This window comes from Pseudomonas syringae pv. tomato str. DC3000 (assembly GCF_000007805.1).
GTDB lineage: Bacteria > Pseudomonadota > Gammaproteobacteria > Pseudomonadales > Pseudomonadaceae > Aquipseudomonas > Aquipseudomonas avellanae.
The window spans coordinates 5,702,137-5,726,486 of the sequence record NC_004578.1; the positions used below are offsets into that span (position 1 = coordinate 5,702,137).

The 24,350-nt window shown below is 58.8% G+C and carries 12 protein-coding genes and 1 pseudogene; 7 read left to right on the forward strand and 6 right to left on the reverse strand.

All coding sequences use genetic code 11. The features are described from left to right. Positions 1-13: 13 nt before the first annotated feature. The gene (gene putP, locus PSPTO_RS25940; protein WP_005762940.1) at positions 14-1,501 is read right to left on the reverse strand and encodes a sodium/proline symporter PutP; all 1,488 of its coding nucleotides are present in this window, start codon (positions 1,499-1,501) and stop codon (positions 14-16) included. A gap of 450 nt (positions 1,502-1,951) precedes the next feature. Between putP and putA the strand changes: the two genes are divergently transcribed. After that, complete coding sequence (gene putA, locus PSPTO_RS25945) at positions 1,952-5,905, forward strand: trifunctional transcriptional regulator/proline dehydrogenase/L-glutamate gamma-semialdehyde dehydrogenase (protein WP_011105271.1); 3,954 nt, start codon at positions 1,952-1,954, stop codon at positions 5,903-5,905. Between the two features lie 123 nt (positions 5,906-6,028). On the opposite strand, the gene PSPTO_RS25955 is transcribed toward putA, so the two are convergent. Continuing rightward, positions 6,029-7,404 (reverse strand): IS3-like element ISPsy9 family transposase gene (locus PSPTO_RS25955; RefSeq protein WP_086005074.1). Its coding sequence is split into 2 segments (ribosomal slippage): positions 6,029-6,933 and positions 6,933-7,404, totalling 1,377 coding nucleotides; the frame shifts between segments, so codons are not numbered across the junction. A gap of 213 nt (positions 7,405-7,617) precedes the next feature. Here PSPTO_RS25955 and PSPTO_RS25960 point away from each other — a divergent pair. Further along, a complete protein-coding gene (locus tag PSPTO_RS25960) occupies positions 7,618-9,420 on the forward strand; it encodes an acyl-CoA dehydrogenase (RefSeq protein WP_011105272.1) in 1,803 nt (600 codons plus the stop codon). 22 nt (positions 9,421-9,442) lie between these two features. Here the strand turns inward: PSPTO_RS25960 and PSPTO_RS25965 are convergent, their stop codons facing one another. Further along, entirely contained in the window at positions 9,443-12,064 is a 2,622-nt protein-coding gene (locus PSPTO_RS25965) for a dermonecrotic toxin domain-containing protein (RefSeq protein ID WP_011105273.1), read from the reverse strand. 136 nt (positions 12,065-12,200) lie between these two features. Continuing rightward, positions 12,201-15,329 carry a dermonecrotic toxin domain-containing protein gene (locus PSPTO_RS25970; RefSeq protein WP_011105274.1) on the reverse strand — a complete coding sequence of 1,043 codons (3,129 nt, stop codon included), beginning with the start codon at positions 15,327-15,329 and terminating at the stop codon, positions 12,201-12,203. 250 nt (positions 15,330-15,579) lie between these two features. Here PSPTO_RS25970 and PSPTO_RS25975 point away from each other — a divergent pair, with 250 nt between their 5' ends. Both PSPTO_RS25975 and mscK read left to right on the forward strand, forming a co-directional pair. Beyond that, on the forward strand, positions 15,580-17,322 hold the full coding sequence (locus PSPTO_RS25975; protein WP_005771787.1) for a potassium/proton antiporter: 1,743 nt from the start codon (positions 15,580-15,582) through the stop codon (positions 17,320-17,322). 38 nt (positions 17,323-17,360) lie between these two features. Continuing rightward, complete coding sequence (gene mscK, locus PSPTO_RS25980; protein WP_046463895.1) at positions 17,361-20,750, forward strand: mechanosensitive channel MscK; 3,390 nt, start codon at positions 17,361-17,363, stop codon at positions 20,748-20,750. 66 nt (positions 20,751-20,816) lie between these two features. Here the strand turns inward: mscK and PSPTO_RS25985 are convergent, their stop codons facing one another. Together PSPTO_RS25985 and PSPTO_RS25990 are read right to left on the reverse strand one after the other, a co-directional pair. Next, positions 20,817-21,083 (reverse strand): hypothetical protein, encoded by a 267-nt coding sequence (locus PSPTO_RS25985; RefSeq protein ID WP_024668007.1) that lies wholly within the window; start codon positions 21,081-21,083, stop codon positions 20,817-20,819. A 224-nt stretch (positions 21,084-21,307) separates the two neighbouring features. Next, on the reverse strand, positions 21,308-21,613 hold the full coding sequence (locus PSPTO_RS25990) for a hypothetical protein (protein WP_046463898.1): 306 nt from the start codon (positions 21,611-21,613) through the stop codon (positions 21,308-21,310). A gap of 162 nt (positions 21,614-21,775) precedes the next feature. On the opposite strand from PSPTO_RS25990, the pseudogene PSPTO_RS25995 reads away from it, so the two are divergent. The 3 genes and pseudogenes from PSPTO_RS25995 to selO all read left to right on the forward strand — a co-directional run. After that, a pseudogene (locus PSPTO_RS25995) lies at positions 21,776-21,901 on the forward strand (Imm5 family immunity protein); the annotation flags it as partial. A gap of 159 nt (positions 21,902-22,060) precedes the next feature. Beyond that, the gene (locus tag PSPTO_RS26000; protein ID WP_011105278.1) at positions 22,061-22,735 is read left to right on the forward strand and encodes a GntR family transcriptional regulator; all 675 of its coding nucleotides are present in this window, start codon (positions 22,061-22,063) and stop codon (positions 22,733-22,735) included. A gap of 129 nt (positions 22,736-22,864) precedes the next feature. Beyond that, positions 22,865-24,328: a protein adenylyltransferase SelO gene (gene selO, locus PSPTO_RS26005; protein ID WP_011105279.1), complete on the forward strand. Its 1,464-nt coding sequence runs from the start codon at positions 22,865-22,867 to the stop codon at positions 24,326-24,328. Positions 24,329-24,350: the final 22 nt, after the last annotated feature.

Below are 24,350 nucleotides of genomic sequence, written 5' to 3' on the forward strand. Positions count from 1 at the left end.
AAACAGCGCGTGATCAACGGTTGGCTTTGAACTCTTGCTCGGCTGCCAGAAAGCGCGCTTTCATCGAAGCCGATGCCGGTGTACCAATCAGACTGAACACCACGATGGCAATGCTGGCAAGAATGAAACCGGGGATAATTTCATACAGGCCCATGGTGCTGAATTGCTTCCAGAGCACCACGGTGGCTGCACCGACCATCACACCGGCCAACGCGCCGTTACGGGTCATGCCCTTCCACAGCACGGAAATCAGTACCACAGGACCAAATGCTGCGCCGAAGCCCGCCCAGGCGTAGCTCACCAGACCCAGCACGCGGTTCTCGGGGTTGGCAGCCAGCAAAATGGCGATGATCGCGATCAGCAGCACCATCGCGCGGCCGACCCATACCAGCTCAAGCTGTGAAGCACCCTTGCGCAGATAAGCCTTGTAGAAGTCTTCGGTCAGCGCACTGGAACACACCAGCAACTGGCAGCTCAGCGTACTCATCACCGCAGCCAGAATGGCCGACAACAGCACACCGGCAACCCATGGATTGAACAGCAGCTTGGCCAGCTCGATGAACACCCGCTCCGGGTTCTCGGTAACCGGCCCGGCGACCTCCGGGTGCGCGGAGAAATAAGCGATGCCGAAGAAGCCGACCGCCACGGTGCCGCCCAGGCACAGGATCATCCAGGCCATAGAAATGCGTCGGGCGCTGGCAATCGACTTGACCGAATCCGCCGCCATGAAGCGCGCCAGGATATGCGGCTGACCGAAATAACCCAGGCCCCAGCCGAGCAGGGAAATGATGCCGATGAATGTGGTGTTCTTGAACATGTCGAAGCTGGTCGGGTCTTTCGCTTCAATCGCCAGGAAGGTCGTGTCGACCCCGCCGGTCGCCAGCAGAACGATGATCGGCGTCAGGATGAGGGCGAAGATCATCAGCGTGGCCTGCACGGTGTCTGTCCAGCTCACAGCCAGAAAACCACCGACGAAGGTGTAGGCGATGGTCGCCGCAGCGCCGGCCCACAGGGCGGTTTCGTAGGACATGCCGAAGGTGCTTTCAAACAGACGCGCGCCCGCAACGATGCCAGAGGCGCAATAAATGGTGAAGAACACCAGAATCACGATGGCCGAAATGATGCGCAGCAGGCCGCTGTTGTCTTCAAAACGGCTGCTGAAGTAATCCGGCAGGGTCAGCGCATCACCGTTGTGCTCGGTCTGCACGCGCAGACGGCCGGCGACGAACAGCCAGTTCAGGTACGCACCGATGATCAGACCGATGGCGATCCAGCTTTCCGACAGGCCGGACATGTAGATAGCCCCCGGCAAACCCATCAGCAGCCAGCCGCTCATGTCCGAGGCGCCCGCCGAAAGAGCAGTGACCACACTGCCCAGGCTACGTCCGCCAAGGATGTAATCCGACAGGTTGTTGGTGGAGCGATACGCCATCAGGCCGATCAATACCATTGCCGCGATGTAGATCACGAACGTGATCAAGGTAGGGTTGCTGACACTCATGAGTTCTGCCTTGGCATTGTTTTTATGTTGGCACCCGATGCCAAAAGGGGGTAGCGACCGACTTATCAGTGCATACGCGCCTTTGCACCCGACACCGCGCTGACTGACCGCTCCGTGAGGTACGGCAATCAATGACTGGCGGTTGCTCCGCAGGGGCGAATCCTATTAAACAAAGCGCACAGGGTGCAACCCATTTCACCTCATGAGTTGCACCTGTTACAAAAAATACACAGTTGTGCGTTTTCGCGCCCCTTTAGTGCGTTTTCGATATAAGTTACAAAAAATTGCGCACCATCACCGGGCACAGCAGGTGCTCATCTGACTGCCTGACAGAAATGTCACAAAATATTCTCGAAAACGGGTTGCACTCGGTTGCACCCACCCCCGCCTCGACGCTAATCTGCGTGAAAGCCGACGCCACACTTGCAGTGGCTACAATGAGGACAATACATGGCCACCACCACTTTGGGCGTCAAGCTCGACGACCCTACCCGCGAGCGATTGAAAGCCGCCGCCCATTCGATCGACCGCACGCCGCACTGGTTGATCAAGCAGGCGATTTTCAATTACCTGGAAAAGCTGGAAAGTGGTGCAACCTTGCTTGAGCTGAACGGCGCGACAGGCAAAGACAGCGAAGACCGTGGTGAGCTGGCAGAAGATGCAGGCCTGCAATGCTTTCTGGATTTTGCCGAAAGCATTCAGCCGCAGTCAGTGCTGCGTGCGGCGATCACTTCCGCCTACCGTCGCCCGGAGCAGGAAGTGGTGCCTATGCTGCTGGAACAGGCACGCCTGACAGCGCCTGTCGCCGAAGCGACCAACAAGCTCGCCGCGTCGATTGCCGAAAAACTGCGCAATCAAAAAAGCGCGGGCGGGCGCGCAGGCATCGTTCAAGGCCTGCTGCAGGAGTTTTCGCTGTCCTCCCAGGAAGGCGTTGCCCTGATGTGTCTGGCTGAAGCACTGCTGCGTATTCCCGACAAAGGCACTCGCGATGCCTTGATTCGCGACAAGATCAGCAACGGCAACTGGCAGCCGCACCTGGGCAACAGCCCGTCGCTGTTCGTCAACGCAGCCACCTGGGGCCTGCTGCTGACCGGCAAGCTGGTCGCCACGCACAACGAAGCAGGCCTGACCTCCTCGCTGAGCCGGATCATCGGCAAGCGCGGCGAACCGATGATCCGCAAGGGCGTCGACATGGCCATGCGCCTGATGGGTGAGCAGTTCGTCACCGGCGAAACCATTGGCGAGGCTCTGGCCAATGCCAGTCGTTTCGAAGCCAAGGGCTTCCGCTACTCCTACGACATGCTGGGTGAAGCAGCGTTGACCGAACACGACGCGCAGAAATATCTGGCGTCCTACGAGCAGGCCATTCATTCCATCGGCAAAGCCTCCCACGGTCGCGGCATCTACGAAGGCCCGGGTATTTCCATCAAGCTGTCGGCGCTGCATCCGCGCTACAGCCGCGCTCAGTACGAGCGCGTCATGGACGAGCTCTACCCGCGCCTGCTGTCGCTGACCCTGCTGGCCAAACAGTACGACATCGGCCTGAACATCGACGCCGAAGAAGCCGACCGCCTGGAGCTGTCGCTTGATCTGCTTGAGCGCCTGTGCTTCGAGCCGCAACTGACCGGCTGGAACGGTATCGGTTTCGTGATTCAGGCTTACCAGAAGCGCTGCCCTTATGTGATCGACTACGTGATCGATCTGGCTCGGCGCAGTCGTCATCGCCTGATGATCCGCCTGGTAAAAGGCGCGTACTGGGACAGCGAAATCAAGCGTGCGCAGGTTGAAGGTCTGGAAGGCTATCCGGTCTACACCCGCAAGGTGTACACCGACGTTTCCTATATCGCCTGCGCCCGCAAACTGCTGGCCGCACCGGAAGTCATCTATCCGCAGTTCGCCACCCACAACGCCCACACCCTGGCGGCCATCTACCAGATTGCCGGTCAGAATTATTACCCCGGCCAGTACGAGTTCCAGTGCCTGCACGGCATGGGCGAGCCACTCTACGAGCAGGTTGTTGGCAAAGTCGCCGACGGCAAGCTGAACCGTCCGTGCCGCGTGTACGCGCCGGTTGGCACTCACGAAACGCTGCTGGCCTATCTGGTCCGGCGCCTGCTGGAGAACGGCGCCAACACCTCGTTCGTCAACCGGATTGCCGACCATTCGATCTCGATTCAGGAACTCGTCGCCGATCCGGTCAACCAGATCGAACGCATGGCAACGCAGGAAGGCGGGTTCGGCTTGCCACACCCGCGTATTCCGCTGCCGCGCGACCTGTATGGCACCGAGCGCGCCAACTCCAGCGGCATCGATATGGCCAACGAACATCGTCTGGCGTCGCTGTCCTCAGCCCTGCTGTCGACCGCGCACAACGACTGGAAAGCTGCGCCAATGCTCGGCTGCCCGGCCAGTGAAGGCACACTTGCTGCGGCGTTGAACCCGTCGGATCTGCGTGACGTGGTCGGCCATGTGCAGGAAGCCTCCTTGCAGGATGTCGATAATGCCATCCAGTGCGCCTTGAGCGCCGGCCCGATCTGGCAGGCCACGCCGCCCGCCGAACGCGCCGCGATTCTGGAGCGCGCCGCCGACCTGATGGAAGGCGAGATTCAGCCGCTGATGGGCCTGCTGGTCCGTGAAGCAGGCAAGACGTTCGCGAACGCCATCGCCGAAGTGCGTGAAGCGGTGGACTTCCTGCGCTACTACGCAGTGCAGGCGCGCAACGACTTCACCAATGATGCGCACCGTCCTTTGGGCCCGGTGGTCTGCATCAGCCCATGGAACTTCCCGCTGGCAATCTTCAGTGGTCAGGTGGCGGCTGCATTGGCTGCAGGTAACCCGGTACTGGCCAAACCCGCCGAGCAGACGCCGCTGATTGCAGCTCAGGCGGTACGCCTGCTGCTTGAAGCCGGGATCCCGGAAGGCGTGGTGCAATTGCTGCCCGGTCGCGGTGAAACCGTCGGGGCCGGGCTGGTGGGCGATGAGCGCGTCAAGGGCGTGATGTTCACCGGCTCCACCGAAGTCGCCCGCCTGCTGCAACGCAATGTCGCCGATCGCCTCGACTCTCAGGGTCGCCCTATCCCACTAATCGCCGAAACCGGCGGCCAGAACGCAATGATCGTGGACTCCTCGGCGCTGACCGAACAAGTGGTCATCGACGTAGTGTCCTCGGCGTTCGACAGCGCCGGGCAACGTTGCTCGGCACTGCGCGTGCTGTGCCTGCAGGAAGATTCGGCCGATCGCGTCATTGAAATGCTCAAGGGCGCGATGGCCGAAAGCCGTCTGGGCAACCCGGAACGCCTGTCCGTGGACATCGGGCCGGTGATCGATGCCGAGGCCAAGGCCGGCATCGAGAAACACATCCAGGCGATGCGCGACAAGGGCCGCACGGTTTATCAGGTTGCCATCGCCGAAAGCGCCGAACTCAAGCGCGGCACCTACGTGATGCCAACCTTGATCGAGCTGGAAAGCTTCGATGAACTGCAACGCGAAATCTTCGGCCCGGTGCTGCACGTGGTGCGCTACAAGCGCAAGGAGCTCGGCCTTTTGATCGACCAGATCAATGCATCCGGCTACGGCCTGACGCTCGGCGTTCACACGCGCATCGACGAAACCATCGCCAAGGTCATCGATAACGTCAACGCCGGTAACGTCTACGTCAACCGCAACATCGTCGGTGCCGTGGTCGGGGTTCAGCCGTTTGGCGGCGAAGGCCTGTCTGGCACCGGCCCTAAAGCCGGTGGCCCGCTGTACCTGTATCGCCTGTTGTCGACACGACCGCTGGATGCCATCGAAAAATCGTTTGTGCGTGGCGATGCATTGGTTGCACCTGATACACGTCTGCGCGAAGTGATGAGCAAACCGCTGCAAGCCTTGAAGGCCTGGGCAGCGAGCAGCCAGCACGCCGAACTGGATGTGCTGTGCGGCCAGTACGCCGAGCAATCGCAAAGCGGCATCACCCGCCAACTGGCCGGCCCGACCGGCGAGCGCAACAGCTACGCCATTCTGCCACGCGAACACGTGCTGTGCCTGGCTGACGACGAGAACGACCTGCTGACCCAACTGGCAGCCGTACTGGCTGTCGGCAGCTCAGCCGTATGGCCGGAAACCGACATCAGCAAACCGCTCTTCGCTCGCCTGCCAAAAGAAGTTCAGGCTCGCATCAAGCTGGTGCCTGACTGGGCCAAGGACGAAGTCGCTATCGACGCTGTTCTGCACCACGGCGACTCCGACCAATTGCGCGCCATCTGCCAACAGATCGCCCAGCGCAGCGGCGCAATCGTCGGCGTCAACGGTCTGTCCCACGGCGAAACCAACGTCCCTCTGGAACGCCTGGTGATCGAACGGGCACTGAGCGTCAACACGGCGGCTGCGGGGGGCAATGCGAGCTTGATGACGATAGGATGATGCGATAGGAGCTGGGGACTGATATTGAGTCCCCAGCGTGGCACAGATTTGTGACGCGGAGCGTCACGCAAGGCATTCCCACGCTGGAGTGGTGTGACCCCCGAAGGTTGGACAATTATCCACCTACGCTGCCTTGGCGGCCTGCATTCTGTATTCCACAGGACTCAGGCCGTTAAGCTTCAGTTTTATGCGTGAGTGATTGTAATACTCAATGTACTCTTCGATACCCGCTTGAAGCTCATCCAGATCGTTAAATTTGTTCAGGTAGAAAAATTCGAATTTCAGCGTGCTAAAAAAACTCTCAATAGCCGCGTTGTCGTAGCAGTTACCCTTGCGCGACATGCTGGCTGTGATCGAATTCTCATTGAGCAGTCGCTGGTAAATAGGCATCCGATATTGCCAGCCCTGGTCGGAATGCAAAATCGGCTTTTCATGCGGTCCAAGCCGCTTAAATGCTCCTTCAAGCATTTCGTCGACCATGGAGTACAGCGGGCGCCTGGCAATCGCATAGGAAATGATTTCGCCGCTGTACAGATCCATGATCGGCGACAGATAGAGTTTCTGGCCTCCTACTTTGAATTCGGTCACGTCGGTGGCCCATTTCTGGTTAAGGTATTGCGCTTTGAAATCACGCTTTAGCAGGTTAGGCGCGGCCTTGCCTGTTTCGCCTTTGTAGGAACGGTATTTCTTCACGCGTATCAGGCTCTTCAGGCCTAGCTGCCCCATTAGTTTCTGCACCGTCTTGTGGTTCACAAGATGGCCCGCCCTGCGCAAAGCTGCCGTGATGCGACGATAGCCATACCGGCCCTTGTGCTCGTAGAAAGTTGCCTGAATCAGGTCTTTCAGCCCGGCGTATTTGTCATCTGCCAGCAGTACCTTTTGTTGATAGTAAAAAGTGCTGCGTGCCAGACCGGCAAACTTCAGCAGGCCGTCCAGAGAATGCAAAGGCCTCAGTTCCATCACGATTTGCGCTTTTTCTGCTGCGCTATTCGTTGCTTCTTCTGAACCAAGGCATCGAGCTTTTTTAGATAATCGACCTCCATCCGCAGTTGCTTCACCTCGGCAAGCAACTCGTCACGCGAGCGCGATTCATCGTTGATCGGAGAGGAGTTCACAGGGGGAAGGGGCGTCGTCATCTTTCTTGGGCGTCCAGCTTTCTTAGGGGGCTTTGAGGATGCGTTAAGGGCACCTTCGTCAAAAAGGCGCTGCCATAGATTGATGATGCCGAACTGACGGATATCGAACAAGGCCGCTGTCTGGCGCAGTGATAATCGCTCATCATGCATGCGCTTCAAAACAGCCAGCTTGAATTCGTCACTGTAACGCTGCCGCCTTTTCTCTTTAAGAGCGGCTGGGCCGTGGATCTGATAAGCCGCGACCCACTGACGAAGGCAGGAAAAGTCCACATCGTGGCGATGCGCAACATCCCTCAAACCTGCCTTGCCGGCACAATACTCTTTCACGGCTGCGAGTTTTGCCTGCTCTGTGTATTTACCCATGACGCCTCCAAAGGTTGCATCCAACCTTCGGGGGTCACACCAGAGCGTGAGGAACGATAATCTCAACTATCGTGCGACGCTCCGTGTCGGCGTGCCGTTTTTATTCACAGCAATACCTCTCTCCGACGCTCGCCTATCACCCTCATCAATCTTGCTACCCTCTTCCCGCGACGCAACCTAGACTGAGCCTATTCCAAGAACAGGTACGCCATCATGTCCGAGTCGCTGCTCAGTTCCCGAAACCTGGCTTTCGAGCTGTATGAAGTGCTGGACGCCGAAGGTCTGACGGGTCGCGAGCGCTTTGCCGAGCACTCGCGGGAAACCTTTGACGCAGCCCTGGGGACAGCGCGCGTCATCGCGGAAAAGTACTTTGCACCGCACAACCGCAAGGCCGACGAAAACGAACCGCGCTATGAACATGGCGAGGCGATTCTGATCCCGGAGGTCAAGCCTGCGGTGGATGCGTTTATTGCGGCGGGCTTTCTCAACGCATCGCGTGATTTCCACGCAGGTGGCATGCAATTGCCTACCCTGCTGTCGCAAGCCTGCTTTGCCCACTTTCAGGCCGCCAACGTCGGGACCACGTCCTATCCGTTTCTGACCATGGGCGCCGCCAACCTGATCGAAAGTTTTGGCAGTGACGAGCACAAACAACGTTTTCTGCAACCGATGATCGAGGGGCGCTTTTTCGGCACGATGGCGCTGACCGAGCCCCATGCGGGTTCATCATTGTCAGACATCCGCACACGCGCCGAACTGGCAGATGACGGTACGTATCGGCTGCGTGGCAACAAGATATTCATTTCCGGGGGCGATCATTCGCTGTCGGAAAATATCGTGCACCTGGTGCTGGCGAAACTGCCGGATGCGCCAGGTGGCGTCAAAGGCATCTCACTGTTCATCGTGCCCAAGTTTCTGGTCAACGACGACGGCAGCCTAGGCAAGCGCAATGATGTGCTGCTTGCCGGGCTGTTTCACAAGATGGGCTGGAAAGGCACTACCTCTACAGCGCTGAATTTCGGCGATAACGGTGAATGTGTCGGCTATCTGGTTGGCAAGCCGCATCACGGTTTGAGTTACATGTTCCAGATGATGAACGAAGCGCGTATCGGCGTTGGCCTGGGCGCTGTCATGTTGGGCTACTCCGGTTATCTGTATGCGCTGGATTACGCCCGGGATCGACCTCAGGGTCGCCTGCCCGACAGCAAAAGCCCCGAGAGCGCGCCCGTGCCGATCATTCAGCACGCTGACGTGCGGCGCATGTTGCTGACCCAGAAGGCTTACGTAGAGGGCGCATTCGACCTGTGCCTGTATGCCTCACGGCTGTTCGACGACACCCAGACCGGGGAAACCGAAGACGTGCGCAAGCACGCCCATGAGCTGCTGGACTTGCTGACCCCCGTCGTCAAATCCTGGCCTTCGGAGTTCTGCCTGAAGGCCAATGAACTGGCGATTCAGGTGCTCGGCGGTCATGGTTACACCCGCGAGTATCCCGTTGAGCAGTACTACCGCGACAACCGGCTCAATCCGATTCATGAAGGCACTCACGGCATCCAGTCACTGGACCTGCTCGGGCGCAAGCTCGCGCAGAACGGTGGCACCGCCCTCAAGCAACTGCTGCGCCTGATCGCCAACACCTGCGAGCGCGCGCAGGCTCACGAGTCACTCGTTAAACTGCGCCAGCCTCTGGAACAATTGGTTGCTCGCTTGCAGGCTGTCACTCTGGGGCTGCTGGGCGATCTGGCGCAAGGCAGGATCACCAGCACACTGGCCAACTCGGCGCTGTACCTCAAGGCATTCGGTCACACGGTAATCGGCTGGCGCTGGCTGGAACAGGCAATCCGCGCCGAGGAAGGCCTGGGCAAAGGTAATTCGGCGGACAGTGATTTTTACCAGGGCAAGTTGAAAGCAGCCCGGTATTTCCTGACGTGGGAAGTACCGGGCTGCCATCATGAACTGGCGATTCTGGAAAACCGCGATGACACCTGTCTGGCAATGCGCGATGACTGGTTCTGATGAAAACCTGGCTAGCGCTTGATCAGTGAGGGCTGAACAGGTCAGTCAGCGGTTTTTGCGGAAAAAAACGGTCGACCAGTCCCTTGGCGTCTGCGCCTAGCTTGAGCGCGTACTGCTCCCGAGTGAAGGGTTCGCCCGTGCGCATGTCGTAAAGCGCCCGTCCCTGAACTGGCCGATCGACCTCCTGCAGCTGGATTTTCATGATGCGATAGAACTCGCCGCTTACTTCCTCGATGCTGTCGATCCGAAAGTAGCAGCCGGGCAAAAAGATCGATTCGGCCTCCTCCGGCGAGGCTGAAAACGGCGCAATCGGTGTGGCCCTCAAGTATCGGCCCTTGGGCAAAACGAAGACCACTGAGGTGTCATCGAACGTTACCGGCCCAATCGTTGCGTTAATGGGCGCCCCGGCCCGACTGCTGGCGAAGGCGCTGACCACATAAGGGTTTTCGCTGAACGAAGTGACATCGGTATTGACCAGCACATCACCGACCTTGATCTGCCCGCTGCGGAACACGGCACCCGAGGTCCCTCGATCACCACTGCCGCCGCGGTACAACTCGACATCATTGTTGTACCCCACCACCTGAATGTCATCGGCCAGTCGTTCGATGAATTGCACCTGATTGGCCCTTTTGCCCTCGCCCGTACGCAGGAACTGATTGAATTCAGCGTCATCCTGGGTATAGAGCATGATATTTCTGCCGTAATAGTCGTCCTCACCGAGCTTGAAAACCCGATGTTTGCCATGCCAAGGGTCTTTGTACACCTCGTCGCCGTCGGGTGATGAGTCAGACACAGGGGCCTCTTCAGGGCCTGGCTCCCAAATCATCATCACGTCCTTCTGCCGGGCCAATGCCACTTCGGCATAGTGCTGTTCATTGAACAGGTCCGTTTGCAGATACCTGTCCCAAAAGGCCGAGCGCACGGTCATATAAGGCTTGCCCGTCGCGGCGGATGCGCTGCTTGACGGCACCGGCACATCCATCGGGGCACCGCCCTGCAGACCGGGCGAGTCAAGTAACGCCCACTCCCCGTCGGTACTCAGACGCACCGGCTTGCTGCCTGCGAATGCAAACGGGTTGTCCGGGTTGACGATAAACCAGCATTGCTGCTGTTCATTGAACATCACGCGATAGGGCAGGTGCGCAAGCTTGATCCAGGTTTCGCCATTAACCAGCGTGTAAATGCCGCGAAACCTGCCCTCTGCGGCGGAAGGCGTCAGGCTGTCGAGCAGCAAGTTACCTTCCATATTGTCCAGTGGATGGGCCGGCGCGCTGCTGCCTTCCAGTACCTCGCTGGAGATCGGCAGCCCTCCGACTGCGGCCACCGGCACAGGCTGGGGGACGGCGCGTATGGACATCAACAACGGCAGATTGAACAGCAGATAAATGATGTTGATGATCGCGCCCAGCACGCCCGCCTTGCGCTGCGCAGCGGTCTTGCCATTGACCGCCTGATCGATGTTCAAACCGGTATTGGCGAGACTTGCGCCAACCAGCGTCAAGGCGATCGGCCAGCCCAACGGCGCAAGCCCGCCAAACGCCTGCATGAATGCGCCCAGGTAGCCGATCCACATCTGTTTGCGCAGATCCGCATTGGAGGTCAGCAGCTCACGCGCATCAGCGGTCATCCCCTGTCGGGCGACGTCTCGCAGGTACGCGAAGGGATCACCCGCAATAGGTGCCTGCGCCAGGTTGACGAGTCGGACGTCCGCACGCCAGTCATGCGCGAGTAACTGGCTCACCGCGCGAAAAAACTGCGCACCGTCCTTTGTCCGGGACGCCTCACCACGCAGAAACTGACGTGTTATCGCTTTGTCGGTGCGCTCGTCCATGAACCGGGCCTTGAGCCAGCGGTACACCGCACGTTCGCTATGGAACGCCATGAACGGCTGCTCGGCATCGGGCCAGTAGATGATCTCGCGGCCAGCGGCGGTGACGATACGCAGCATGTCATGGGCCTTGATGCCATCGATATCCAGCGTATGTACCGTGACGCCGGGAGTTGCAGAAAGCGGGCCCTGCAACGCCTTCAGCGTAGGCGTCTGCAAAGGGTCGGCGATGACAACGCACGTGACGCGCTTGAAATCATCGGCTGAAAGCTGGCCCTTGCGCAGGCAGTGACTGGCTGCAACCAGATAGCGTGCCTTGGCCAAGGTGCAAAAATTCTCGCTGTGCAGGCTCCAGAACCGCTCCATACGCCGGGTGTACAGCCCGCTGAAATCGAGCGTCCACATGTCCTTGAGCACATCCTGAGGCAGCATGGGCACCTCATTGCGCTCGTCGAAAAACTCGTGATCCGGGCCATCGGTATAGAAACCGCCGTACAGGGAGAGCTCGTCGCTGGCTTCCTGGTCGTGGGCACTGAAGTGCTTCATAAGCAGCTCGATCAACGTCATCGACTGCACTGGCTTCCCGGCATGCTGCCAGCCGGTAAAGGTGCGCGGGCTGCTGCTGGCGCTACTGAAACGATGCCAGTACACCTTGTCAGGGTTGAACACCTTTTGCGTGTGCTGAAGCATGATCCTGGTGGCTGCGTTATAAGCCAGATCGTGCAGGTCGGGATAATCGAGAACAAACTGCCGCGCGCGTTCACGCAGCAGTTGCTGATCAGTTTTAGGTGTTGCCGGGGGTTGGGATGACATGACTTCTTCCTGAATGAGAGAAGTCATGCACGTAATCATTCATCAGTGCGTTGGTGGCGCTAACTATCTATATCCTTCAGCTGACGTTGAATGCATGCAGCGGCCCAGCCGATGAGCCGCTGCAAACACTGAAGCCTTACCAACCATTCTCGGAGCCCGGGGAAATTTTCGCCCTGCCCTTGAATGGAAAATAAAAGTCCACGGCCTCGTTCAGGTGTTCGATGTACAACACGGACAAGACCTCATCGACCGGCAAATAGGAACGCTCCAGCAGATCAAAATAGTCAGGTCGCAGCTTTCTCAAGACGTCTGACATGAGCTTAGGACCGGTCAGGTCGGAAATGCGCGTCATGTACGGTGTCATTCGGTCTCTCGAGGCGCTACGCAATGCTTCACTGCTGTGGTCGATAAAGGGTCTGCGCGTACTGAAAAACGCCTTGTTGGTCTGTTTTTCATTCTGGAAGCGTGTATTTATTTCTTTCAGGATCCTCTTCAGGACAGGGTTGTCCGGGTGGCTGGCGAAATGGCTGTTACCCGGCCCGGTGTAGCTCAGTTGCTGCGCATCCAGACGCCTGCCCAGCAATACATCATTGGGCCCGGCCTTCAACGGAATGCCTGCAAAAGGGACATCAAGGGTGTCATCGCAATCAAGATAAATGCCGCCGTATTCGTTGATCAGTCGATAACGCAGAATGTCCGAAGCGGCCGCATAATTACGATTATCCGAGTGCATGAAATAGTTGAAGGCTTCGCCATTTTCGCCACTCAGGAACTTGGGAAAGAACGCTTCTTCCTTGAGCATGGAAATCTGCATCTGAGGATGTGCGCTGAAGTAATCCAGCAACTGCTGATGCGCCGTCGGGTGGTTGATATCGATATGCAGTTCGAAGCGCAAGTCCGGGCTGGTGCGCATGTTGTCGAGCATCTTTTCCAGCAGGTTATCGCCCGGCATTCGTTCGCCCAGCCATATATGATGAATCACACGGCTGATGGGCTCGGCATCTGCAGGCAACCTGGGCACGCGAGGGAAAGAATAGATCTCAAAGCGGCGGCTCTGTGGCAGTTTTGCCTCTTCCTTCCTGAATGCATTCTCCGACCCGCTATTCCAGACCCCGTTTCGGTCCAGCCAGACCAGTCCGTTTGAAGACGGATCAGTGCGCCAGCACGGAATATCGGCATCGTAATAGACGTTCTTCCTGATCCCTCCGATCTGAATGAAGTACTTCTCTACAACCGTCCCTTTTGCCTGGCTCTGTACCTCCTCGATCATGATCTGATCCAGAGGCAACTCGACCTGCACCTTGGGGCCCCAGCGCTGAATCTCAACGGCTGGCTCGTCAGGCACAACAGGCAGCATGGCGCTTTCTGCCTCACTGGCCGGCGGCAGCTGCGAACCATCGAAGCTTTCCCCGCCGCGCAACCCCAGTTTGAGGTCCAGGTCCCAGTAGCCGGTGTCGATAGTCTTCACATAGGGTCCCCACACACGAGGGTCCGAGGCAGAGCGAATTCGGTACTGTCTTTCCTGCGGCACCCACTCCACCCGGAAAGCACGATCATGCAACTCTATGTAGCTTTTGCCTTCCAGCGGATAGACACCCGCCACTTCACCCGACGCCAGCCCTGGCAAGTCTTGAGTCACTTCGAGCGCGCGCAACAGACGGCGCATTTTGGCATCGAGCGAACGCAAGGCCGGTGGTTCTTCCCTGAACACCGGAATCGGCTCGACCTCGACAGCAGGGTCGATCGGAGCGGTTGTGCCTGAAACCTCGTAACCGTCTCCCGCCTCGTCAATCAGCCCGATTTCGGCGCCCGCCTCGACCGCAGCGCCCTCCTCGGCAAGGATCGGCAATGCGTTCAATACCCCGAAGGCAATCCGCCCAAGCCCCGCCTGGCGCTCGTCCAGCGTGCGGCCATTGACCGCCGCGTCGACGCCCAGCCCGACCAGCGCAAGAGACAGCCCCGCGATGACCGGAATCAGTTCAGGAAAGACGATGGCGACGCCGCCCAGGACAGACACGCACTCGCTCAAGCCACCACTGACTTCCTCTTTCCAGTAGTCGTCGTGGTTGCGGATTTTTTGCAGCGCATCGGTTTCGGACTTTGCCTTGATCCGATCCTTGAAGTGCGAGAACGGCCAAGGCTGCAACGGTTCGCCGAACTGCACCAGCTTGCGGGGGTTCCATGCGCCGGTCGCGGCGTCCAGCAGTTTCGGGTAGACCGCAAAGCCTTTCAGGGCAGTGGCAACGCCGCTGTAGAAAAAACCATCAACATCATCCGTAGCGCTGAAATGCGCCTCGAACGAACGGCGCTTGCCTGGATCTTTGCACATCAGCGCGACCCACTCCTTGAGCGCATCAGCGTTGGCGAAGGTGTGAATCGGTGACGAGTTGCCGGGGATGTAGAGCAGCACGGTCGGCGAATCGGCACTGCGTATGACCATGATGTCGACCGCGCTGTAGCCATGCACCTGCAATTCGGAAATCGTCACCCGAGTAGAAATCGGCGCGGCGACAAAAGCGTCGAAACTCAGCTGTTTCCAACCCTGATCAGCGGGCAGCCCGAGCGCCTCCAGCACCATGTCCTTGTGCTCGGCCTTGAGCGTGTTTTCCTCGGCTTGCAGCCAGGCCGCCCTGAACAGACCGGCCTTGAGCATCAGGTTGTAGTCGTCTGCGTGCGCCTGCCAGAACTGTTTCAGGTAGGCGAGATAGCCGGCTTGCAGGTTGTGATCCCAGATGTACTGCTTGAACGCCTCGGCCGTCAGGCGCAGTTGCGTCGTCGAATCGTAGTGCTGCGGATCGGATTTCCGGTACACCGCCTCATAAGCGACGCAGTCATAGGGCGGCAGTTTTTCATCCACGACCTGACAGTCGAGACCGCCCTCGTGATGGGGCTGCAAATGCCCGAGGTGATCAAACCAGTCACCATTGCCCTTTTGCTGCCAGTTGCGCAGCAGCGCCTCGGTCAGCGTCATCGAGTGAGCGACATTGGCGCGGTGAGGTGCGGGGTAGAGCTTCGGGTCTTCGATATACAGCGTGGTGATCAAAGTGTCGTCCGGATCGATCTCGATACCCCACTTTGACTGGCATTCCTGTGCCACATCCCGCGCAGCAAGGGCAGCAGGTGACTGCAGGTTGATCGGGTTGAGGCGGAAGTAATCGCTGACCGAAAAGTCTTCGGATACTCGTTCCCAGAACGCTGCGTCCGAATCCTGGTCATCGCCGAACGGATTTCCGGCATTCTGATTTGCTACAAATTCATCGTCCATGATGAAAACCTTCTTGATGGCTGGAGCGCCGACAATAGGCCGCTACAAGGCTTGGCTTGCGGTATATAGATCTGTGTTGGTCGCCGAATTGCAACGAGTCGTGTGCCCTGCAGCGCAGGATCCGCGTCAACTGCTCGAAATTGCACTTTGACAGCCAAGCAATTCAACAGGTTAAATCCCTTGGCACGCGGACTGCATGGTCAGCTTTCGCGCTTTTCGCTTCACTTTCGTTTTCTATGGAGTACCGCCCTTGGACGCCACCACCATCAACAGCCTGTTCCTGATCGGCGCGTTGCTGGTAGCCGCAAGCATCCTGGTCAGTTCTCTCTCATCGCGCCTCGGCATCCCTATCCTGGTCATCATTCTGGCCGTGGGCATGGTGGCGGGCGTGGATGGCGGCGGGATCATCTTCGATAACTACGCTACCGCCTACCTGGTCGGCAATCTCGCGTTGGCCGTCATCCTGCTCGACGGCGGCCTGCGAACGCGGGTGGCCAGTTTTCGGGTAGCGCTGTGGCCGGCCTTGTCGCTGGCAACGGTGGGCGTGTTGATTACCACCGTATTGACCGGCATGGTCGCCGCGTGGCTGTTCAACCTGAGCGTTATTCAGGGCTTGCTGATCGGCGCCATTGTCGGTTCCACAGACGCCGCAGCGGTGTTCTCGCTGCTCGGCGGCAAAGGCCTGAACGAGCGTGTCACCGCAAGCCTTGAGATCGAGTCGGGGAGCAACGATCCCATGGCGGTGTTCTTGACCGTGACCCTGATCGGCATGCTCGCCAGCGGCCAGACCGGTCTGCATTGGGGGCTGCTGGGGCACCTGATTCAGGAGTTTGGCATCGGCAGCTTCATCGGCCTGGGTGGCGGCTGGATCCTGCTGCAACTGGTCAACCGTATCAATCTGGCCGCCGGGCTGTACCCGATTCTGGTCATCGCGGGGGGGCTGGCGATCTTTGCCCTGACCAACGCCATTCATGGCAGCGGTTTTCTTGCGGTGTACCTGTGCGGCCTGGTGCTCGGCAACCGGCCGATCCGCAGCCGCCACGGCATTCTGCACATGCTCGACGGCATGGCCTGGCTGGCGCAGATCGGCATGTTTCTGGTGTTGGGCCTGCTGGTCACACCGCACGACCTGCTGCCGATTGCGATACCGGCGCTGGGCCTGGCGCTGTGGATGATTCTGGTCGCACGCCCGTTGTCGGTGATGGTCGGTCTGCTGCCGTTCAAGGCGTTTCATGGTCGCGAAAAGGCGTTCATTGCCTGGGTCGGCCTGCGTGGGGCGGTCCCGATCATTCTGGCAGTGTTCCCGCTGATGGCCGGGCTGCCCAACGCGCAACTGTATTTCAACCTCGCCTTCTTCATCGTGCTGGTTTCGCTGCTGCTGCAAGGCACCAGCCTGCCGTGGATGGCCAAGCTGCTGAAAGTGACGGTTCCGCCAGACCCCGCGCCTATTTCCCGGGCTGCGCTGGAGGTGCACGTCACCAGCGAATGGGAGCTGTTCGTCTACCGGCTGGGCGCTGAAAAATGGTGCATCGGTGCGGCGCTGCGCGAATTGAAGATGCCGGAAGGCACACGGATTGCCGCACTGTTCCGCGGCCAGCAGTTGCTTCACCCGTCCGGCAGTACGACCCTGGAAGTGGGTGACCTGCTGTGTGTGATCGGCCATGAACACGATCTTCCTGCGCTGGGCAAACTGTTCAGCCAGGCACCGCAACGCGGTCTGGACCTGCGCTTTTTCGGCGATTTCGTGCTCGAAGGCGATGCGCGACTGGGCGAAGTGGCGGCGCTGTACGGCCTGAAACTCGACGGCATCGACCCCGGCATGCCGCTCAGCCAGTTCATTGTGCAAAAGAATCGCGGCGAGCCTGTGGTGGGTGACCAGATTGAATGGAACGGCACTATTTGGACCGTTGCCGTGATGGACGGGAACAAGATCCAGAAAGTCGGCGTCAAATTCCCCGAAGGAACCCGCCCGGGCCCCGGACTGTTCCTTTAAACTGCCAATCCACACGTATCATCATGCGACCGGTGTCTATGTTTTCCCTGCGTTCCATTTGTGCTGCCGCACTGTTTGCGCTTTGCCTGTCTATCTTCCCGGCGCTGGCCGCCGAGCCGCCCACCCGCGATGCCGTGCAGCAAAGCCTCGACAAGATTGCCGACCGCAAGCTGCCGGATGCCGATCAGAAGGCCTTGCAGCAGGTGCTTGAGCAGACGCTGGCGTTTCTCAACAGCAAAGACGACAGCGAGCAAAAGCTGACCGCGCTCAAGCAGCAGCTGGCTCAAGCGCCAAAACAGACCTCGGACAACCAGCGCGAGCTGGCCCGGTTGAAAGAAAGCAAAGTCGTTGCCGTTGCACAGCGCTACGGTGGCCTCGATGTGCCGCAACTGGAGCAACTGCTCAGCCAGCGCAGCACCCAGCAAAGTGATCTGCAAAGCGAGCTTAACGACGCCAACAGCCTGGCCATCACCGCGCAAACCCGGCCGGAGCGGGCGCAGACTGAAATCAGCGCCAATCAGACACGCATCCAGCAGATCAATGCCATCCTCAAGAATGGCAAAGACAACGGCAAGACCCTGAGTGCCGATCAGCGCAATCTGCTCAATGCGGAACTGGCCTCGATCAACGCGCTGAACCTGCTGCGCCGTCAGGAACTGGCCGGCAACAGCCAGTTACAGGACCTGGGCAACAGCCAGCACGACTTGCTGACCGAAAAAGTCGCCCGCCAGGAGCAGGAAATTCAGGACCTGCAAACCCTGATCAACGACAAGCGCCGAGCCCAGTCGCAGAAAACCGTGGCGGACCTGTCTCTGGAAGCGCAGAAATCCGGTGGCAGCAGCCTCCTGGCGACCGAGAGCGCCGCCAACCTCAAGCTGTCCGATTACCTGCTGCGCGGCACCGACCGTCTCAACGAGCTGACCCAGCAAAACCTCAAGACCAAGCAGCAACTGGACAACCTGACGCAGACCGATCAAGCCCTCAGCGAGCAGATCAACGTGCTGAGCGGCAGCCTGCTGCTGTCCAAGATTCTCTACAAGCAAAAACAGTCGTTGCCGCACCTGGAACTGGACAAAGGCCTGGCTGACGAAATCGCCAACATCCGCCTTTATCAGTTCGACATCAATCAGCAACGCGAGCAGATGAGCACACCGACCGCTTACGTCGAACGACTGCTCGCCACCCAGCCCCCGGAAAATATCACCCCGCAACTGCGCAGGACGCTGCTTGATCTGGCCATCACCCGCAGCGACCTGCTCGAACGCCTGAACCGCGAGCTGAGCGCGTTGCTCAACGAGTCCATCACGCTGCAATTGAACCAGAAGCAGTTGACCAGTACCGCCGTCGGCCTGCGCTCCACGCTGGACGAGCAGATGTTCTGGATCCCCAGCAACAAGCCGCTGGATCTGGAGTGGTTCCAGAACATCTGGCCGCGCCTGCAAAAACAGGTCGCGACCCTGCCCTGGACGTCCAGCCTCAGCGAGCTGTCGGACGGCTTGACACAACGCCCGCTGCTGTTTCTGCCATTGTTACTGCTGATCGGTGTACTGACCTGGAGGCGCAAGGCGCTTTACCAGAAGCTCAACCGGCTGCACGCCGACATCGGCCACTTCAAACGCGACAGTCAGTGGAAAACCCCGTTGGCGCTGCTGATCAACGTGCTGCTGGCCATGCCGGTCGCATTGGGGCTGGCGCTGTGCGGCTACGCCTTGCAAATCGATGCGCGCGGGCAAAACGCCAACCTTGGCGAGGCCTTGCTGCAGATCGCGCTGGCCTGGCTAGTGTTCTACACCGCCTACCGCGTGCTGGCCCCGTCCGGCGTTGCGCAACTGCACTTTCGCTGGGAACCGGCGCAGGTCGCGTTCTTGCGCGGCTGGGTTCGTCGCCTGGGGTTGGTGGTGCTGGCGCTGGTCGCCGTGGTGGCGGTCGCCGAGCATCAACCGGCCGCGCTGGCCGACGACGTGCTGGGTATCGGCGTGGTGCTGACCTGTTACGCGCTGATGACCTGGCTGCTGGGCCGATTGCTGCTCTCCAGCCCTACGCACCACAACGCGTCGCTGTTCCGCAAGACGCTGGGTGTGGCGTTCACGGCATTGCCGGTCGCGCTGTTTCTGGCGGTGTGCTTCGGCTACTACTACACCGCACTCAAGCTCAGCGACCGTCTGATCGACACGCTGTACCTGATGATGATCTGGCTGATGGTCGAGGCCACCTTCGTTCGTGGTCTGGGCGTTGCCGCGCGGCGACTGGCCTACCAGCGTGCGCTGGCCAAACGTCAGGCTGCGCGAGAAAACGGTGACAGCGACATCCCCGTCGAAGAACCGAAACTGGACATCGAACAGGTCAACCAGCAGTCGCTGCGCCTGATTCGTCTGGCCTTGCTGGCTGGTTTCGTCGGCGCGTTGTACCTGGTCTGGGCCGAGCTGATCACGGTGTTCGCCTACCTGGACAACATCATCCTCTACGAATACACAAGCGGCACAGGCGCCAACATGAGCATGGTGCCGATCAGCCTGAGCGACTTCCTCGGTGCCGGGGTCATCATCGTCATTACCTTTGTGCTGGCGGGCAACCTGCCCGGCTTGCTCGAGGTGCTGGTTCTGTCACGCATGAACCTGGCGCAAGGCAGCGCCTATGCGACCACCACGCTGCTCTCCTACACCATCGCCGGCATCGGCTTTGTGACCACGCTGTCCACATTAGGCGTGAGCTGGGACAAGCTGCAGTGGCTGGTCGCAGCGCTGTCGGTGGGCCTGGGGTTCGGCATGCAGGAGATCTTCGCCAACTTCATTTCCGGCATCATGATCCTCTTCGAGCGCCCGGTACGGATCGGCGACACCATCACCATCGGCGCCCTGTCGGGTACGGTCAGCAAGATCCGCATCCGCGCCACGACCATCACCGACTTCGACCGCAAGGACATTATCGTCCCGAACAAGACCTTCATCACCGGCCAGCTCATCAACTGGTCACTGACTGACACCGTCACCCGCGTAACGCTCAAGCTGGGTGTGGATTACGGCTCGGACCTGGACCTCGTGCGCTCCCTGCTGCTGCAAGCCGCACGGGAAAACCCTCGGGTGCTCAAGGAGCCAGAGCCCATTGTCTACTTCCTGAACTTCGGCGAAAGCACCCTCGACCACGAACTGCGCATGCACGTTCGCGACCTGGGCGACCGCAACCCGGTACTCGACGAGATCAACCGCTTCATCAACCGCGAGTTCAAGAAACAGCACATCAACATCTCGTTCCGCCAGATGGAGATCTACCTCAAAAACACCCAGGGCCTGGAATACAAACTGGTGCCCGCCGAACCAGGCGAAAAGCACGGCGCACCGGCTGGGCAAACCACGCTGCAACCGGTAAACACCAAAGTAGCCCCGGCAACCAAAGATGCGCCAGAGCCGCCGGAGTTGAGGCTGGACTGAGGCTGAATGGGGAGTGACCGGCGGTTTGGGTGGCTGTCGGTTGTTCTCGGTCTACAAGCTGAACGGCTATAGCCCCTTGAAGGCTTGTTCAGCTTCAACAATGATCACGCCGAGCTTCGAGTCATAGGGCCATTGGTCGACGATGACTCTTGAGATACCCAGATCGCGATTCTGTTTTTCTGGGAGATCATTTTGCGCAATCAAGTCTAGAACGACTTGAAGTTTCTGTTTGAAATGCTCGAGCTGGCTTACTGTGGTGAATGCCAGCACGTTTGGATCGGCCAGGTTGATAGCTTCGTTGATGCACTTGATGGCGTGTATGATTTTTTCCATGCATTTTCTTTGGGACTTCATGGCTGTACAGGCCCCATTGGGTAGGAATTTGAGCAACCGAGAAAGCAGGCATCACAGCCTTCATTGGTAGAGATTTCTAGAGCGATTGGCGTAAAACTTTCAAAGCTTGAATATTCATATTTACGCCCGTTCAATATCGCGTCCGTTAGCTTGGTCGAAAACCATTAGTACAGAGCAAAACTTTGCTGACAATGATAGTCAACTCATTCCCCACCCATTTCACTTTTCAATTTACGCAACAAAGGAGTCTCTCCACCGGTCAGCTCAATTCTGAACTCTGCGAAAGCGTGCTCAAGAAGGGGATATTGTTGCAAGCTCTCTTCTGTAAAAAGGTAACGCCCTGGAATATCTCTCCACTGCAGCTTCACCGGTATCATGCCAGATTCGGCTAGCGTCATCAGGGGTTCTATCTCAATTCGAAGTTTTTCAACAACGCGATCTGATTTTTCTAAATCTTCAATGGCCTCACGTAGCTTTTGCGTTTTCTGTTTAAGCTTTTCGATATCCATATACACCTCTGGCGGCGCCAGCAATGATGCGTGATTTATATATTCTAGCGCAGAATTAAATTTCATAACTCGCCTCAGCCTACTAGTTTGAATAACTCTCGTTGATACGAGGTCAACTACCTCCCCCCCTATGGCATCATAAGGTTTATAGAGTATAGAAAACTTGTCGCATCAGCGTTTGCGGGCGGTTTGGCGTTCGCGAGCAAGTTATCTGATGATGGCGACCCGCAATTGCGGCGTGCTTTTTGGAGGTGGTATCTGTGTGTTGCCGTGCCGCTCAACGCCTGATCTACCAGAGCGCTGGCGTATAGCTGAGTATTAATCGGGCTTCATCCAGGTCATTACCAAAGCCTGACCGAACGAGTGAGGCTCCATGTGAGCCCTGCTCCTTGCCAGCCATCAAGCTCTCGTGGAATATCGGCAGGGCAATTTCTCTATGGACTCTTTATGAACAACGCTGCTCCCACCCTGCCCCGCACACTTGGAGAATCCATCACCAAGGAGCTGCGCAGAATGCTGGTGGAAGGCGAGCTGGTCCCCGGTCAGCGCCTCTCGGAAGCGGCGCTGGCGGACAGCCTGCAGATCTCCCGAAACACCTTGAGAGAAGCGTTCAGAGTGCTGACCCGTGAAGGCTTGCTCACTCATGAGCCTAATCGTGGCGTGACCGTGGCCGAGCCGGACATGGCGTCGATCATCGACATCTATCGCGTGCGCCGTTTTATCGAATGCACGGCGATTGCCCAGGCTTATCCGCAGCATCCGGGCGTGCGGCACATGCGCGAAGCGGTCGAGGCGGGAGTCCAGGCGCGTGAAGCAAGCGACTGGGTGGCGGTCGGCACGGCCAACATGATGTTCCACAAGGCGATCGTCGAGCTGGCTGACAGCCCGCGTCTGACGGCGTTTTATGGGCAGATCTCGGCAGAATTGCGCCTGGCCTTCGGTTTGCTGAACAATCCTGAATTGCTTCACTCGCCTTATCTGGACATGAACGCCGCCGTGCTCGGCTGTCTCGACGCTGGCAAGACCGATGAGGCAACGCGCATGCTCGAAGACTACCTGGTGCAATCGGAACGTACGATTCTGGCCGCTTTCCAGCGCAACCGAACCGGCAGTCAGGCCTGACTGCCGATTGCCAGAACTACCGTTGATGGCTTGGGGTCTACGGGTTCTGATCGCTGAAACCCGCCCGACGAGCCACACAGGCCGCCGCTCTGTTGCACGCCTGAAATTCTCCTCTGGAGGCGACACGCTTTGAAAGCACTCGACGAACTCGTTTTCGACAACCGCTTTGCCCGCCTGGGTGATGCGTTTTCCACCCACGTATTGCCCGAGCCTATCGACGCGCCGCGCTTGGTGGTCGCCAGCGAATCAGCCCTGGCGCTGCTGGATCTGGCCCCTGAGCAGTCTGAACTGCCGCTGTTCGCAGAAATTTTCAGCGGTCACAAGCTGTGGGCCGAAGCAGAGCCACGGGCGATGGTTTATTCCGGCCATCAGTTCGGCTCCTACAACCCGCGCCTGGGCGACGGGCGTGGGCTGTTGCTGGGCGAGGTTTACAACGACGCCGGCGAGCATTGGGACTTGCACCTCAAAGGTGCTGGCCGCACGCCCTATTCGCGGATGGGCGATGGGCGTGCGGTGCTGAGGTCTTCGATTCGCGAGTTTCTGGCTTCCGAGGCGCTGCATGCGCTGGGCATCCCCAGCAGTCGCGCCGCGTGTGTGGTCAGTTCCAACACGCCAGTATGGCGGGAGAAACAGGAATATGCGGCGATGGTGCTGCGTCTGGCACAGAGCCACGTGCGTTTCGGCAGCCTTGAATACCTGTTCTACACCAAGCAGCCAGAGCACTTGAAGACGCTGGCCGAGCATGTACTGACAATGCATTACCCACACTGTCAGGAGCAGCCCGAGCCCTATCTGGCGATGTTCCGGGAAATCGTCGAGCGCAATGCCGAGCTGATCGCCAAGTGGCAGGCCTATGGTTTCTGCCACGGCGTGATGAACACCGACAACATGTCGATTCTGGGCATTACCTTCGACTTCGGGCCGTTTGCGTTTCTGGATGATTTCGACGAGCACTTCATCTGCAACCACTCCGATCATGAAGGCCGTTACTCCTTCAGCAATCAGGTGCCCATCGCGCAGTGGAACCTTAGCGCGCTGGGGCAGGCATTGACGCCGTTTGTCAGTGTGGAAGCGTTGCGCGAGACGATTGGCCTGTTTCTGCCGCTGTACCAGGCGCACTATCTGGACCTGATGCGTCGTCGGTTGGGCCTGACGGTTGCGCAGGATCAGGACGACAAGCTGGTCAGCCAACTGCTGCAACTGATGCAGAACAGCGGCGTGGATTACACCCTGTTCTTCCGCCGTCTGGGCGATCAACCTGCCGCACAAGCGCTGCGCGCGTTACGTGATGACTTCGTGGACATCAAAGTCTTCGATGACTGGGCACAGGCCTATCAGGCACGCATCGCGGCTGAGGAAAACGGCACCGAGCAGGCGCGCAAAGAGCGGATGCACGCGGTCAATCCGCTGTACATCCTGCGCAACTACCTCGCGCAAAATGCCATCGAAGCGGCCGAAAAAGGCGATTACGAAGAAGTCCGCCGCCTGCACCAAGTGCTCTGCACCCCCTTCACCGAACAACCCGGCATGGAAGGCTACGCGCAACGTCCACCGGACTGGGGCAAGCACCTTGAGATCAGTTGCTCGTCGTGAGGCCTGGAGGGCGGCGCAGATC